Here is a 14,523-nt window from a genome sequence, read left to right as displayed (position 1 = left end):
ATTGATGGTGTAAAGGGGAAAAATTTAGTTTTACAAACTTATGAAATTATAAGAGTATTAATGTCTTTATATAAGATGCATAAAATCGAAAATAGTTTTTTAAAGATAGAAGTATCTGAAATGGGAGCAGAGCTAAAATCTCTCATTGATAAGAGGGTTGATTTCGAATGTATTTGGCAAGGTGATAATAGATTTTGGGCAAAATCGAGTCCAATATTGTTTCCCATTATTGGACAATTAAAAGAGAATTGTTATCATTATGATAAACAATCTTATTATCTTAATCGTCATGGTTTTGCTAGAGATCTTCTATTTGGCCTAGTAGAAAAGTCAGATAATAGTTTAACTTTTGAATTAAAATCTAATGACGCGACAAAGAAAATCTATCCTTTTGACTTTACACTAGCAGTCACTTATGAATTGTACGAAAATGAATGTATGGTAACTTATTGTGTTATCAATGATAGCAATATAGATCTGTTATTCTCGGTAGGTGGGCATCCTGCTTTTAATTTGCCTGAATATTCTCAATGCTTAAATGAAAATTATATTGAATTTCCATTGGATCATTCCTTAAATCGTTTTTATTTGAATGGTGGTTTATTATCAATAGAATCTGATCAAATTGAATTAGACGCTAAGAGGTTATTTTTGGACAATAAAATGTTCGATCAAGATGCTTGGGTACTAAAAGAAGTACAGTCAAAAGAAATCTATTTAAAAGAAAGATCTTCAGGAAATGGTATACTTTTTTCTTTTGAGGGATTTCCTTATTTAGGTCTATGGTCTGCTCCAGAAGCACTCTTTATATGTCTAGAGCCGTGGGCTGGTCTTCCAGATGATGAAAAACATAATCAAGATTTTCATGAAAAGGAAGGAATTATAAAATTGTCTTCATTGTCCAAGTGGTCTGCGAAATGGAGTGTACGAACAATAAATCAAAATTTCTTAAATTCGACAATATAAATTTGTGATGGAAAGTCAAGAAGAATACCACTGGACAAATATGTTAAGAAAGCATGGCCCCCGTTGGTTAGTGTTGCTAATCGACTTTTTATTGATGTGGTGTAGTTTTATATTTACCTATATTGTTATATTCAAGTATCGTGGGCCGATATCATTCTCTAGTTTATTGTTAGAGTCTTTAATCATATCCCTGGTCTATCTTTTGATTTTTATTCTTTTTAAACCCTATCAAAGTATTGTTAGACGAACTGGTCTAAGAGATTTAAAACTAATGGGTAACTGTATCGGTACCGCTTTTTTGATTTCGATCTTATTTTCTTACTTCTGGGAGTTATTCCTCGGAAAAGCATTTGTAAATAATTTTGGTAATAAATGGGAAATTCATTTCTCGCAAACCCAATTGCTCTTTCATGCCCTGCTTACTGGATGCGCACTGATTTCCGTGCGGTTATTATATAAAACGGTATATCATTCCTTTTTTTGGAATAACCGGCAGAATATGATACCTATTATCCTCTTTGGTGCAGGTAACATGGGGCATAACGCTTTTAATTTACTACAACTGGGATCGCGCAATCGTTACAAAGTAGTGGCTATTATAGATGATAATGTAACCCGTATAGGTCGTTATATCCAAGGAATACGTGTCAGATCTTTGAGTGACTTAAATATGGATCTTTTGGAGCGGATCGGCGGAGCACAAGAATTGGTTATTGCTATCGATAACTCTTCTCCCGAGCGATTGGCAAAGATTTCTGAAGTGGCCGAACAGCTTCCTTTAAAACTAAAGGTGATGCCTAACTCTGTTAAAATGATGGAAGGGGCGGTAGCAACCCGGCAGATTCGTACCCTAAAAATAGGCGATCTATTGGGACGTAATCCCATTGAGCTCAACAATCCAGTTATTGCTAATGCTCTAGCTAATAAAGTAGTCTTGATTACAGGTGGGGCAGGTTCTATAGGTTCGGAACTGGTTAGACAAATTGCTAGAACAGACTGTAAGTCCTTGCTTATACTGGATCAAGCCGAATCGGCACTTTACGATCTACAGCAGGAGCTTAAGAGCTTGGATAATTTCGATCGTTTTGAATTTGTCGTTGGAAATGTGCGGGATCATGGATTTATAAAAAATATCTTTGAACGCATTCATCCTCATTTTGTTTTTCATGCAGCGGCTTATAAGCATGTACCTTTGATGGAAGCTAATCCTTATGAAGCGATTCTAACGAATGTGTGTGGTTCTTATCAAGTTGCGAAATTGGCAGATACTTACCAGGTTGAGAAATTTGTGATGGTTTCTACAGACAAGGCTGTCAACCCAACGAATGTGATGGGAGCTACTAAAAGGGTGGCTGAAATTGCTATATCAGCCATTAACAAGCATTCTAAGACTAATTTTATCGTGACTCGTTTTGGAAATGTACTGGGGTCGAATGGCTCAGTAATACCCTTATTTGAAAAGCAGATTGATCAAGGAGGTCCAATTACCATTACACATCCAGATATAACACGTTATTTTATGACCATACCAGAAGCTTGTCAACTTGTTCAAGAGGCTGGAGTGATGGGGAATGGTGGTGAGATATTTGTTTTTGATATGGGAGTATCGGTTAAGATTATGGATCTGGCAAAGAAGATGATTAGTCTCAAAGGTTTATCCTACCCCGATGACATCGATATTAAAATCGTAGGATTACGTCCTGGAGAAAAGATTTACGAAGAATTGCTGGCAAATGATGAAAATACAATGAAGACACATCATGAAAAGATTATGATTGCTCAAGTCAATAATGTCGATATTGATGAAAAGAAGAAGAAAATCGATGAGTTATGTTTTATCGTTCAATCGGGTGATAATTCCATTAATCATATGAAAATGGTTTCCTTGATTAAGGAAATTGTACCGGAGTTTAAATCTCAAAATTCGGTTTTTGAAAAGTTAGATTTTACACAGCCTAAGTTTGAGGCATAATTGTTGTTAGTGACGTGATGTCATTTAAAAATCAGGATTAATTCAGTATTACTGTTAATAGTATGGAAAAAAAATATATTTTTGTGATTAAAGTTATGGAACCAATCTTAATAATAAAATAGAGTATGCGATTTAGTTTAAAGCACAGTCTTGCATTAGCAATGTTTGCATTAATGTTAGTAATATTTAGTTCTTGCGGATCCCGTAAGAATATGGTGTATCTGCAACAGGATTCCACCCAGATCAATACCCTATATAATCAACATGTACCCCGTATCCAAAAGAATGATATCCTGACGATTGTGGTGACCGCAGCCGATCCTAAAGTAACGGCGCCATTTAATCCTGTTAGTACAATGACTACCAGTAATATGACACAGGCTGTTGATATGGCTTTACGTCCTACTTATACAGTAGATGAAAATGGCGATATTACCTTGCCAATGTTGGGAAAGGTAAAGGTAACAGGCTTAACGCGTATTGAGGCAATTGAAAAAATTAGGACCGAATTGAGCCAGTACATTAAGGATCCTGGAGTCAATATCAATTATAACAACTTTAGAGTATCTGTACTAGGGGAAGTTAGTAAACCAGGGTCATTTACTTTACCTACAGAGCGGATAACAGTTTTGGAAGCATTGAGTATGGCTGGAGATCTGACTATTAGAGGTGTACGAGAAAATGTATTATTAATACGTGAAGTGGATGGACAAAAAACGATGCATCGTTTAGATCTCACTAAGCAAAATACCTTAAACTCTCCTTATTATTACTTAGCACAGAATGATGTGATCTATGTAGAACCAAATAAGGCTCAGATCAATAACTCTAAATTAGGCGCAAATACAAATATTATTATTTCAATTGCAGGTCTTATTATTACCGTAATTTCAGTATTGACACGATAGAATCATCCATGGAACAACCGATACAAAATAAAGAAAACAAAGAAGAAGAATTCAATCTTAGACAGATATTTGAGCAATATGCTTTCTATTGGAAGTGGTTTGTGCTAGCTGTGATATTAAGCGTTGGTATTGCTGTGGTATATTTACGATATGCGCAAAAGACCTACAATACTACAGCTAAGATTTTATTAAGAGATGAACGTAGTGCTTCTGCAGGAGAATTGGCTGGTATAGCAGAATTGACCAGTAGTATGGGTTTAGGTGGTGGAGGCCGCTCTGCATTTGTAACGGATCAAATTGAAGTGCTGACCTCACGTAGATTAATGCGTAAGGTTGTTGATCAACATAATCTAAATGTTATTTATTCTTCGAAGGGTAATATTAGATCATCGGAGCAGTTAGAAAGAGATATGCCTTTTGTGGTACAAACTTTGGGTACCCAAGATTCAATATTATTGAAGATAAGAGTTACTGTCGTGAATGATAGTCAATTACAGCTGACTGATTTGAGTTCTGGAGAGAAAAAGGTGGGTGTTTTCGATCAACAAATAAAAATTGGTAATTATAGTGTTCTTTTTAAAAGAAACCCAGCGCACAAAATTGAATTGAGTACAGATTATGAAATTTCTGTTATTCCTAAAGATTGGGCAATTGACATGATTTTGGGAGCGATTACTATTATGCCAAATAAAGAAATGCAATCGTATATTGTTAATTTCGGAATGGTATCTAGTTCAAGTAAGAAAGCAGCATTAATATTGAATTCATTAATTGAGATTTATAATCAAGATTTGACGTATGATAAAATGCGGATGACCAAAGCAACCTCCGATTTTATCAACAATCGATTGGTGTTAATTTCTAAAGATCTTTCAGGAGCAGATGAGCAAGTGGCCGATTTTAAATCGAACAATGCCATGGTCGATATGCAAGCTGAAGCAGGTGTGTTTTTAAATAATGCTTCTGATAATGACAAGAAAGTACTGGAGTACCGGACACAACTGCAGTTGGTGGATCATATGAATGATTACCTCAAAGGGGAAACCGAAGGAAAATTATTACCCTCCAATATTGGCTTGCAAGATGCTTCAATAGGAACTGCGATAGCAGCTTACAATAAATTAGTAATGGAACGCGACGATTTATTGAAATCGGCATCGGATATGAACCCTGCTGTAATTGCCTTAAATGAGAATATCGCCGATAATAAAAACAATATCCGTCGCTCGCTGGAGAACTATCAACAGGTGACGAAATTGGCCTTGAATAGTATTGAACGTAAATCGAATGAAATAAAAGGACGTATCAGTTCAATCCCGAATCAGGAGCAGGGCTTTAAGAAGATTTCGCGTCAGCAACAGATTGTCGAATCCCTGTATTTGCTTTTATTGCAAAAAAGGGAAGAATCTGAGGTCAGAGCGGCAGCTACACCGGATAACTTAAAAATTATTGATGCAGCTTATGGCAATGGAATACCTGTTGCTCCTCGAAAAATGATTATTTTATTAGGAGCATTAATGTTCGGTTTTCTAATTCCTTTCATTATTCTTTATCTGAAATTTTTATTGGATAATAAGATCCATTCGCGCAAGGATATTGAAGATATCGTCAAAGCGCCTGTACTGGGTGAGATCCCATCTGCTGAGGATACCATTATCCATCAGAACGATCGCTCATCGCTGGCAGAAGCTTTTCGGATTTTGCGTACCAACATGAACTTTATGTTCGGTGCTGATAAAAAGGATAAGTCGAAAGTGGTATTTGTGACCTCAACCATATCGGGTGAAGGAAAGTCTTTCGTAACGACCAATCTGGCGCAGATCTTATCCATGTCTGACCAACGTGTCTTACTAATTGGTGCAGATATCCGGAGTCCAAAAGTATTGGATTACCTAGGACTATCCCATTTACAGCATACCAATGTCGGTATTACCCAGTTTTTGATCAATCCTGAGATGGATGTGGATAATATCATTATCAAAAAACCTGGTAATTATGATTTTGATGTGGTGTATTCAGGGTATATTGCTCCTAATCCAGCAGAGTTATTGATGAATGGTCATTTTGATGATGTGATCAAATACGCTCGTGAACATTATGATTATATATTGGTCGATACAGCTCCTGTGAGTTTGGTAACCGATACGCTATTGATTGCACATAATGCAGATCTTACTTTATATGTATCGCGTGTCAATTTCTTGGATAAACGCTTGCTTCAAGTGCCACGTGAATTGTATGTCGATGGTAAATTGAAAAACTTAGCGGCTGTTGTCAATGATGTTGACTTTGCTCGTGGTTACGGTTATGGCTATGGTTACGGTTATGGTTATGGCGACAAAGGTGAAAAGAAAACAGGCTTAAGTAAATTGTGGTATGATTTACAGAGCAAGTTTAAAAAGAAATAAATTATAATTCAATATCAATTGGCGCATTTCTTTGTAGAATTGCGCCAATTTTTTTAGATCCATCAATGGATATTAACGCTATTTTTACATTGATATATCGTTCAGCATAACACGGACTGCCGATATTAACCTACTGCTTATAACAATGAATTATTTAATTGTCCTTATCATATTATTTGTTCTGGAGCTTCTTTATTTTAAAGTCGCCGACCGTTTTAATATTATTGATAAACCAAATGAGCGCTCATCGCATAGTACAGTGACTTTGCGTGGTGGTGGCATCATTTTTTATTTTGGTGCATTCATCTACTTTATCCTGTCAGGTTTTCAATATCCTTACTTTTTCTTGGGTCTAACGTTAATGACTGCAGTCTCTTTTTTGGACGATGTATTTACATTGTCCAACAAAATTCGTTTGGTTATTCATTTTAGTTCTGTCCTATTGATGACCTATCAATTGGACCTCTTCAGTATGCCCTGGTACTATCTGCTGATTACTTTTATTATTGTCGTCGGTGTTATCAATGCCTATAATTTTATGGACGGCATAAATGGCATTACCGCTTGCTATAGCTTGGCTGTCGGGGCGCTATTAATGATTGTCAATCATCAGCTCAATTTTATCCAACAAGATTTACTTTCGTATACGTTACTTGGTGTATTGGTCTTTGCATTTTTTAATTTCCGAAACAAAGCAAAATGTTTTGCAGGAGATGTGGGGGCGGTTGCGATTGCTTTTGTTCTGTTATTTGCACTTGGTGCTTTAATTATCCAAACCGGAAATTTGATCTATATCTTATTTTTGTCAGTATATGGTATTGATGCCGTCTGGACAATCGTACGTCGCTTATTGCGTAAAGAAAATATCTTTGAAGCCCATCGATCGCATCTGTATCAATTTTTAGGGAATGAAGCTAAGGTGAATAAATTGGTGATTTCTTTCTGTTATGGATTGATCCAGTTACTAATCGGATTATTAGTAATCCAATTTTCGGATCAGGAAGCAATGGTTCAAATTATATTTGCAGTGAGTTTATTAGTGGGGTTGAGCGCCATTTATCTGATATTAAAAACTTACATCATCAAAAAATATGTTCATTAATATGATACAAACTATACAAGGAGGAATAGCCCAGGATCAACGTGGACAGATTCGTTTTGTTAATGACTTTGATATGTCTCTGGTAAAGCGGTTTTATATGATCAAAAATGCCGATGTTGAACTGGTTCGAGGTTGGCGTGCCCATCGCATCGAACAGCGCTGGTTCTATGTCGTCGCTGGTGCTTTTGAAGTTGATCTGATTCAAATCGATAGCTGGGACAAGCCTGCACATGATCTTCCTGTTGAGAGAATAAAATTAGCAGCTACTGCCATGCAAGTTTTGCACGTGCCTAAAGGATATGGTACTGCTTTTCGTGCCCTACAGCCCGACAGTGAGTTACTGGTATTTGCCGATCATGGAATTGAGCATGCGCCATTAGATGACCACACTTGGCCCTTGGAATATTTTGTAGGAAGGTTAGACTGTTAGTTAGTTAGTTAGTTAGTTAGTTAGTTAGTTAGTTAGTTAGTTAGTTAGTTAGTTAGTTAGTTAGTTAGTTAGTTAGTTAGTTAGTTAGTTAGTTAGTTAGTTAGACCATTCTCACTTTCTAACTTCAATATTAATCGTTATCTATTCCCAGAAATTTGGAATAGGTATGAACGATAGGAAAAAAGAGTACTTCCTGCGGAGCATATCTTAAATAGCGTTTAAAATTTAACCACATTCGATATGCTCCTTCCGGATGGACGGATATTACGGATATTTTTCCACCTTCAAAGCGCTCATCATGCTGTCCAAAATTTCCGGAATACCAAATTTCGTCCATCATCCAGCCTGCATCGCAGTTATCGGGATATGGAAAGGGTAGTGATTCTTTAGGTAGACCTAAATAGTTTACCAAAATCTGGTGTAGTAGATGTGTCCAGTCCAATATTCCGGCAGCTCGATAAATGTTTTTTAATGCTTGCGGATCGATCTGTGTTGATACATGTGCATATAAGCGCGCAGAGTCACATAATTGCCTTAGTCCAATACCAAATGTGATCAAGTGTTTTAAAATATGTGCATTCACCTGTAGCAATTGTAATTCTGGAGCGAGTAATTTAATCGAAGTAGCATTGATGGTCAGCTCTTGTTGCTGGTTTTTATAACTATTTTCAAGCTTTTTCAACAAATTGCTTTTGAGAGGACTGCGGATATCAAAAAGCTTTTTATGATGCTCAATATGGATACCTTTCCAATCATAATCTAAACTAAATCCTGCTGTATCTTGAAATTCTACTTTTTTGTCTTTCAGTATTTCCCGTGCTTGTGCATAACCTTGATCTTCGAAATACCAGTCGATATCTCCTGAAATACGATGCTGAGGGACTTTATAGCACGCTGCAACGCCTTGCCCTTTTTGCAGAATAGGTTTAAGGCCTTGTTTGGTAAATGACGTATATTGCGCGGCAATCACTTCATTCATTTTGCTATTGTGACGTTCTATTTGATCGACCCTAACTGTCCATTTTATTCTTAATGACTGCGGAGGTAGCTGATCCTCTTCTAAATAAGAAAAGCTATCATATATAAGACCTTCTAAGGTATGATTAATGGCATACGCTCGGATTTTTATCCAATCCGCCTCAGCTAATGGCTGCGATAACAAAAGTGTTTCTTTACCCCATAGTCCGATACGTAATAACTGAAAAAAAATATCCTTATGTCGAATGTCCATATTTTCTTTTTTATATTTATAGATCAAAAATAGCTTTTTTTAGGGATTATTATGCTTTACAAGGTTGGATATATTGGTTCAATATTGAAATTTAATAAGCGGTAATCATGTATATGGCTCAAAAATTGCTATGAACCTCCATGAAAAACAGAGTTTGGTCTGCATCCAATTTTTGCAATTGCAACAACAATGTGACCTAAAATTTCGTTTCTAATAACAAATCAACTTATACAATGAAAAAACTATTTTTTACCCTTATTATGTCTGGCTGTCTTGCGACTGCTTCAGCCCAGTTTTCCCGTCCTATCAGTATAGGTGCTGGTGCAGGAGTTTCTTTTGGCTTGACAGATCTGAAGAATTCAAAAGTAAATTTTGCATGGTACGGAGAAGGGGATTATTTATTAACCCCATTTGTATCTGTCGGATTGCAGGCTCAGAAAGGTGAATTGACGGGTAACAGTGGCGATAATTCGTTTAAGAATAGCTATTATGCAGGTAACGTGAACGCAAAGTTAAGATTAGGTCAATTTATGGATCTGCCCGATAATTATAGCTATTATACTTTAGGAGCGAGTACGTTTCAACGTATTTTATCTAATGTTTATATCGGAGCTGGCGCTGGATTAATGAAAAATCGGATTTCAACTGATTTTACAACGACCTACAGAGATGCTGTCGTGAATATTGGAGGAGAAATTGCAGATGATCGTTCTGGCATTCATTTCGTCGTTCCATTAAATATTGGTGTAGATATTCCTTTTGGACGTACCTTATATGGTCCAAAATGGGCAGTAAATGTAAACTACCAACACGGTCTTAGTTTTAATGATAATCTGGATGGCGTCATGAATAAAAATAATGATCAATATGGCGTTATGACTGTTGGTGTGAAATATGCCTTTTTCAACCGTAACTAATTTGATAATAAAACATACTCTTCTATAAATAATAACAACCGCAATTATGATTAAAATGAGAAAACACTATCCGACATTTACATTCGGGCTGTTTATTTTAGCAGTTTTAGTGTCTATGCAGGCTTGTAAATCAAGCTCATCCATATATAAAGCACCGAAAGTTTCCGCATTCCGTGCAGGCGAAATGCCAGCGCCTCCGGGAATGGTTTATGTACCTTCTGGAACGATACTTTTTAAAAGCTCCCTTGACACTGCTGATACAGGTAAAAACGTAAGCTTAAGTGCTTTTTTTATCGACGAAACAGAAGTGACCAATAAACAATACCGTGAATTTATCAATTGGGTAGCAGATTCGATTGCCGTAACGGATTACTTACAGGATGATCAGTACTTTTTAGAGACTGGTGAACAAGGAACTGAGAGAAGAATTAATTGGAAAAAGGTAAAGAAAGCTTCTCCAATTTGGAAAAGCAATGATCCCACTATCCGTGAGCGCTTAGCGCCAATGATCGAAATGAGAGGTTCTCAGCGCACTTTAAATCCAGAGGTATTACGCTACCGTTTTTCTTATCAAAAGACAAAAGGGAACATTAAAAAGGTCTATGTGACCGATACGGTTCCAGTGATGCCGGTTGAAGAAATCTGGTCTTCTGATTTTCCAAATGCACAACTCGCTTCCCTTGATGTCAATTATTTTACACATCAATCTTTTGATTATTACCCGGTAGTGGGTGTCACTTGGAGACAGGCACGTGCATTTACTGACTGGAGAGGTAAAGAAATTATGGCAACTTTAATGAAAAACTCGTATTTGAGCGGTTACCAATTGACTTTAAGTCTTCCTACGGAAGCGCAATGGCAATATGCCGCTGAAGGTAAATTGGACCCCCGTGATACTTCGTCAACGAAACGCATGACAATCGATGGATCTGAAGGTAAAGAAAAGCTTGCAGTAAACTTTAAGCAGGGGGATGGTACCTATTCTCGTGATGGAGCAACTTTCACCCTTCCGGTAAAGTCTTATACGCCAAATGCTTTTGGAATCTATAATATGGCCGGTAATGTTTCGGAATGGACATTAGATGCTTTCAGTCCTTCTGCAATGGTTTTTGTAAACGATTTAAATCCTGCTCTTTTATATGATGCAGATGAGAAAGATGCTGATGCACTGAAAAGAAAGGTCGTACGTGGTGGTTCATGGAAAGATAATGGTGAGCAATTGAATACCGATACCCGTAACTATTCAGTGGACTATGAACCGCATTCATACATCGGTTTCCGTTGCGTGATGTCGGCATTTGAGATGCCAACGATCCAAAGTAAGACTAGAAAATTTTAAAATATAAATTCAGATGAAGATATTTATAACAATGGCAATGGCTTTAGGATTTATACCGGTCTTTGCGCAACAAGAAATACCGGATAGTTTGAAATCGCAACAGGTTACAACTGCCGTACAAGGAGAAGTTTTAATGGATACCATACCGACAACGGATGGTTTTTATCAGGCCAATAACCTGGAAGATGCGGTTCCTTTCGCTTATCCGGAAATTAACATGAAAAATATTCGCTTTTATAAGCGAGTGTGGCGTGATATTGATCTGAAAGATGAAAAAAATGCATTACTTGCTACTCCTGGTAATTCATTAATAGAGATCATTATGAAATCTATCGAAACGGGCAAGTTATCTCTATATAGTCCAGATGATGATTCTTTTAAAGGAAGAATGAGTGCCAACGAAGGTATGGCCCGTTTTACGGATAGTGTATTGGTTCCAATTTTTGATGATGAGGGAAACCAGATCGATTCAAAGATGACTTTAAATGAATTTGATCCGACCCGCGTAACGAAATTCCGCATTAAAGAAGATATCTTTTTTGATAAACAGCGTAGCCGTTTGGAAAGCCGTATTATCGGCGTAGCTCCGCTAATGAATATCACAACTTCGGCTGAACTTGCGGAATCGGTCGGTTCTACTCCTGCATTTTGGTTGTATTTCCCGCAGTTACGTTACAGTCTGGTTAAAGTTGATATTACAGATCCGGATAAGGGTCTATACGATATGACGATGGATGATTTATTCGTTCAAAAGAAATATGCAAGTACCATCATCCGTGAATCATCTGCCGGAGCTTTAAAATTAGGTGATGAAGCACAGCAGGCGCAAGATGCGCAACAGATCGAACAAAAGATCGATGCATATAAAAAGAAACTGTGGACAAGCCCTAAGGGGGTGAAAGAAGAAAACTTGGAAGAGTTTATTCCCAATGCTCAGAAACAGAAAAAAGTAAAGAAAAAATAGGCTTAGCTTAATACTAAAAACATAAAAAAAGCATTCTCAATTTTTGAGAATGCTTTTTTTATGTCTTGTATTTAACGTTGTCTGACATATTTTGGTTTTTTCAAGATGTTGCGTAATTCCTCTTCGGTATAGTGCCGTTGACCTTTGGCATTTAATTCAAAACCGCAAACCAGACGGAGGCCGCCCATGCAATGAAACCGCTTTTCATAAACTTCCCTGGAGTATCCTGTCAGTTCTAGCAGCTTACTACGCGGGATACCATTTTCAAAACCATGCAGAATACTTGCTGTCTTGTAAAGCTCTGCCAATTGTTTTTTACTGAGCTTACAGCGCTGAGGGGTTTTATGGGCTGGTGTCTGACCGATGGAATGAATAAAATCATTTAAACGTTGATTAAGCTTCCAGGTCATAGCACCTGAAGTTGCACCCATTTTAGCTTCTAGTTCTTTTACTGTGGGCGTTCTTCCTAATTTCTTGGCCAATAGAAGGTAATGATCTTTTATACTGAATTTCGTTAATGGGATTTTCGTCCCAGCCATATAGCATAAGTTATTCCACCCAAATTTTTCCTTCACGTACCATGCCGAAGGATAGTTTTCTGGTTTTAAACGTTGATAATCTTTTATATATTTAATCCGATGCTTTTTGATCAGTTTAATAACCTTTTCTTTTGCTTCTGATTCGGTCAGCGTAGTGATCCTGAAGTATGGTGGTAATCCAACGTATTCCAATACATCAGCCCAGGTGCTGACATTGAAATGGGTCAAATAAGACCGATCATTATAAAGTCCATTACTTTTTAGACATTCTGAGATCGCAGGCGACCGCTGGTGTTTGATGTAATACCGGACTAAGGAGTTTTTTAGTTTCCCTTTCGAAGGGATACGTCTATCATTTGCATCATATCCTGCTGCAATGATAAATTTATTCCAGGATCCAAAATATTTATGGATGCTTCCCGATTTTGAAGAAAATTCTCTGCGCATGGGAATGCGCTTATTCGTTTGATAGAAATCATGTAATTGGGCCAATAGTTCAGCTTTGACGATAGCTTCTGTTTTTTTTACGTTAGGCTGTAGCCCTGCGGCTGCAATAAAATTGTTCCAGGTGCCAAAATAACGGCGGCTCATCGTATTGAGGTTTTCCATTTCACGACGTACGGGAGTTCTTCCGTTTTTAGTGTAAAATTCGTTCACGATCGAAAAAGCTTCTGCGATGATTTCTTCTTGTGTTGGATTCAAATCGTACTGAAAATATTAGTTGATAGAATAAGTTCATAAATGCGAATATTAAAGATAATATTTTTCTTTATTAAAATGAAATGTTGCTGTGGAATGATGAGAAGGTTAGGGGGTGAGAAAGTTAGAAGGTTAGTTTGTTAGAAGCTTTGTATTTAGATATTAGTATTTAGTAATTAGGCAAGGGTGGATGAGAATAGCATTCGCGCACGAGTCTTTGAGTGATAGGATCTACAAGTTGTTCGCTAAAATTACTTCAAAAATTGATTATTTAGTGAGTTTTATGATAATAAAAGTTGAATTATCATTTACAAGAATAACAGCTTTGAAAAAGAGAATGAAGTTTTAAAAAAAGCGTATTAAGGTATTGATATCTTCTTAATTTGCAATTCGAAATGGTCGATATTAAGCTCATAATTTGTTTAAGTAAATTTTAAATTATTATTTGGATTGTATCTAAATAAGATTAAATTTGTCCAGTAATCATACGATATGGACGTTCAAAAGAATTTAATAGATTGTCAATCAATTGATGAGAAATGTTTCGAATTGATTTATAAACGCTATTGGGATCAGGTGCTAGCATATGCGACCTGTATTGTCCATGATCAATCGTTAGCTGAAGATATTGTACAACATGTGTTTGTCTCCCTGTGGGATAAAAGAAGTGAACGACATATTGAAAATATCGAAAATTATCTCAAAAGGGCAGTAAAATATACTGCTTTCCATGAAATCAAAAAAAGACTTAATATAGACGATAATACGAATCTTAGTGATGTTGATATTATCGGTGATCAGGAATCCGATCAAGACATCCTGTATAAAGATTTACATCAGCGACTAGATGAAATCATTACAAAACTTCCTTCCAAAAGTAAAGATCTGTTTGTACTTAAATTTAAAGATGGGCTGGACAATAATGCGATTGCATCTGCTCTGGATCTTTCCGAGAAAACAATTCGTAATAAGCTCTCTATCAGTTTAAAATCAGTAAGAGTAAACCTTAAAAAAGTTGGTTTTTAACCACTTTAATCTCCTTATTTAT

12 protein-coding genes are annotated in these 14,523 nt (G+C 36.6%); 10 read left to right on the top strand and 2 right to left on the bottom strand.

Annotated elements, in window-relative coordinates; all coding sequences use genetic code 11:
- The first annotated feature begins 75 nt into the window (after positions 1–75).
- From HCX49_RS17475 to HCX49_RS17450, 6 genes are all read left to right on the top strand, one after another.
- Complete coding sequence (locus tag HCX49_RS17475) at positions 76–966, top strand: aldose 1-epimerase family protein (protein ID WP_165905882.1); 891 nt, start codon at positions 76–78, stop codon at positions 964–966.
- A 7-nt stretch (positions 967–973) separates the two neighbouring features.
- Positions 974–2,938 carry a polysaccharide biosynthesis protein gene (locus tag HCX49_RS17470; protein ID WP_237682839.1) on the top strand — a complete coding sequence of 655 codons (1,965 nt, stop codon included), beginning with the start codon at positions 974–976 and terminating at the stop codon, positions 2,936–2,938.
- A 173-nt stretch (positions 2,939–3,111) separates the two neighbouring features.
- The gene (locus HCX49_RS17465; RefSeq protein ID WP_237682838.1) at positions 3,112–3,846 is read left to right on the top strand and encodes a polysaccharide biosynthesis/export family protein; all 735 of its coding nucleotides are present in this window, start codon (positions 3,112–3,114) and stop codon (positions 3,844–3,846) included.
- 8 nt (positions 3,847–3,854) lie between these two features.
- Positions 3,855–6,254 carry a GumC family protein gene (locus tag HCX49_RS17460; protein WP_132769796.1) on the top strand — a complete coding sequence of 800 codons (2,400 nt, stop codon included), beginning with the start codon at positions 3,855–3,857 and terminating at the stop codon, positions 6,252–6,254.
- Positions 6,255–6,399: 145 nt separating this feature from the next.
- The gene (locus HCX49_RS17455; protein WP_132769794.1) at positions 6,400–7,356 is read left to right on the top strand and encodes an MraY family glycosyltransferase; all 957 of its coding nucleotides are present in this window, start codon (positions 6,400–6,402) and stop codon (positions 7,354–7,356) included.
- Position 7,357: 1 nt separating this feature from the next.
- A complete protein-coding gene (locus HCX49_RS17450; RefSeq protein WP_165905881.1) occupies positions 7,358–7,786 on the top strand; it encodes a WxcM-like domain-containing protein in 429 nt (142 codons plus the stop codon).
- Between the two features lie 130 nt (positions 7,787–7,916).
- On the opposite strand, the gene HCX49_RS17445 is transcribed toward HCX49_RS17450, so the two are convergent.
- Positions 7,917–9,017, bottom strand: a complete 1,101-nt coding sequence (locus HCX49_RS17445; protein ID WP_132769790.1) for a nucleotidyltransferase family protein — start codon at positions 9,015–9,017, stop codon at positions 7,917–7,919.
- A gap of 233 nt (positions 9,018–9,250) precedes the next feature.
- On the opposite strand from HCX49_RS17445, the gene HCX49_RS17440 reads away from it, so the two are divergent.
- From HCX49_RS17440 to gldN, 3 genes are read left to right on the top strand one after another with little or no spacing between them, the layout of a single operon-like run.
- The gene (locus HCX49_RS17440; RefSeq protein ID WP_132769788.1) at positions 9,251–9,934 is read left to right on the top strand and encodes an outer membrane beta-barrel protein; all 684 of its coding nucleotides are present in this window, start codon (positions 9,251–9,253) and stop codon (positions 9,932–9,934) included.
- Between the two features lie 55 nt (positions 9,935–9,989).
- A complete protein-coding gene (locus tag HCX49_RS17435) occupies positions 9,990–11,273 on the top strand; it encodes an SUMF1/EgtB/PvdO family nonheme iron enzyme (RefSeq protein WP_168127773.1) in 1,284 nt (427 codons plus the stop codon).
- 13 nt (positions 11,274–11,286) lie between these two features.
- Positions 11,287–12,237 carry a gliding motility protein GldN gene (gene gldN / locus HCX49_RS17430; protein WP_168127772.1) on the top strand — a complete coding sequence of 317 codons (951 nt, stop codon included), beginning with the start codon at positions 11,287–11,289 and terminating at the stop codon, positions 12,235–12,237.
- A gap of 71 nt (positions 12,238–12,308) precedes the next feature.
- Here the strand turns inward: gldN and HCX49_RS17425 are convergent, their stop codons facing one another.
- On the bottom strand, positions 12,309–13,478 hold the full coding sequence (locus HCX49_RS17425; protein WP_132769784.1) for a homing endonuclease associated repeat-containing protein: 1,170 nt from the start codon (positions 13,476–13,478) through the stop codon (positions 12,309–12,311).
- A 489-nt stretch (positions 13,479–13,967) separates the two neighbouring features.
- On the opposite strand from HCX49_RS17425, the gene HCX49_RS17420 reads away from it, so the two are divergent.
- Positions 13,968–14,501 (top strand): sigma-70 family RNA polymerase sigma factor, encoded by a 534-nt coding sequence (locus HCX49_RS17420; protein ID WP_168127771.1) that lies wholly within the window; start codon positions 13,968–13,970, stop codon positions 14,499–14,501.
- Positions 14,502–14,523 lie beyond the last annotated feature (22 nt).

It is taken from the genome of Sphingobacterium sp. B16(2022), assembly GCF_012030425.1.
Lineage (GTDB): Bacteria > Bacteroidota > Bacteroidia > Sphingobacteriales > Sphingobacteriaceae > Sphingobacterium > Sphingobacterium anhuiense.
Note: the sequence above shows the minus strand (reverse complement) of the source record. Positions and strands in the feature narration are given on the sequence as shown.

Bases quoted from the DNA above. Each gene is read 5' to 3' on its own strand.
- HCX49_RS17475 (WP_165905882.1), top strand. From the start codon at position 76: ATGCATAAAATCGAAAATAGTTTTTTAAAGATAGAAGTATCTGAAATG.
- HCX49_RS17470 (WP_237682839.1), top strand. From the start codon at position 974: ATGGAAAGTCAAGAAGAATACCACTGGACAAATATGTTAAGAAAGCAT.
- HCX49_RS17465 (WP_237682838.1), top strand. From the start codon at position 3,112: ATGTTAGTAATATTTAGTTCTTGCGGATCCCGTAAGAATATGGTGTAT.
- HCX49_RS17460 (WP_132769796.1), top strand. From the start codon at position 3,855: ATGGAACAACCGATACAAAATAAAGAAAACAAAGAAGAAGAATTCAAT.
- HCX49_RS17455 (WP_132769794.1), top strand. From the start codon at position 6,400: ATGAATTATTTAATTGTCCTTATCATATTATTTGTTCTGGAGCTTCTT.
- HCX49_RS17450 (WP_165905881.1), top strand. From the start codon at position 7,358: ATGATACAAACTATACAAGGAGGAATAGCCCAGGATCAACGTGGACAG.
- HCX49_RS17445 (WP_132769790.1), bottom strand. From the start codon at position 9,017: ATGGACATTCGACATAAGGATATTTTTTTTCAGTTATTACGTATCGGA.
- HCX49_RS17440 (WP_132769788.1), top strand. From the start codon at position 9,251: ATGAAAAAACTATTTTTTACCCTTATTATGTCTGGCTGTCTTGCGACT.
- HCX49_RS17435 (WP_168127773.1), top strand. From the start codon at position 9,990: ATGAGAAAACACTATCCGACATTTACATTCGGGCTGTTTATTTTAGCA.
- gldN (WP_168127772.1), top strand. From the start codon at position 11,287: ATGAAGATATTTATAACAATGGCAATGGCTTTAGGATTTATACCGGTC.
- HCX49_RS17420 (WP_168127771.1), top strand. From the start codon at position 13,968: ATGGACGTTCAAAAGAATTTAATAGATTGTCAATCAATTGATGAGAAA.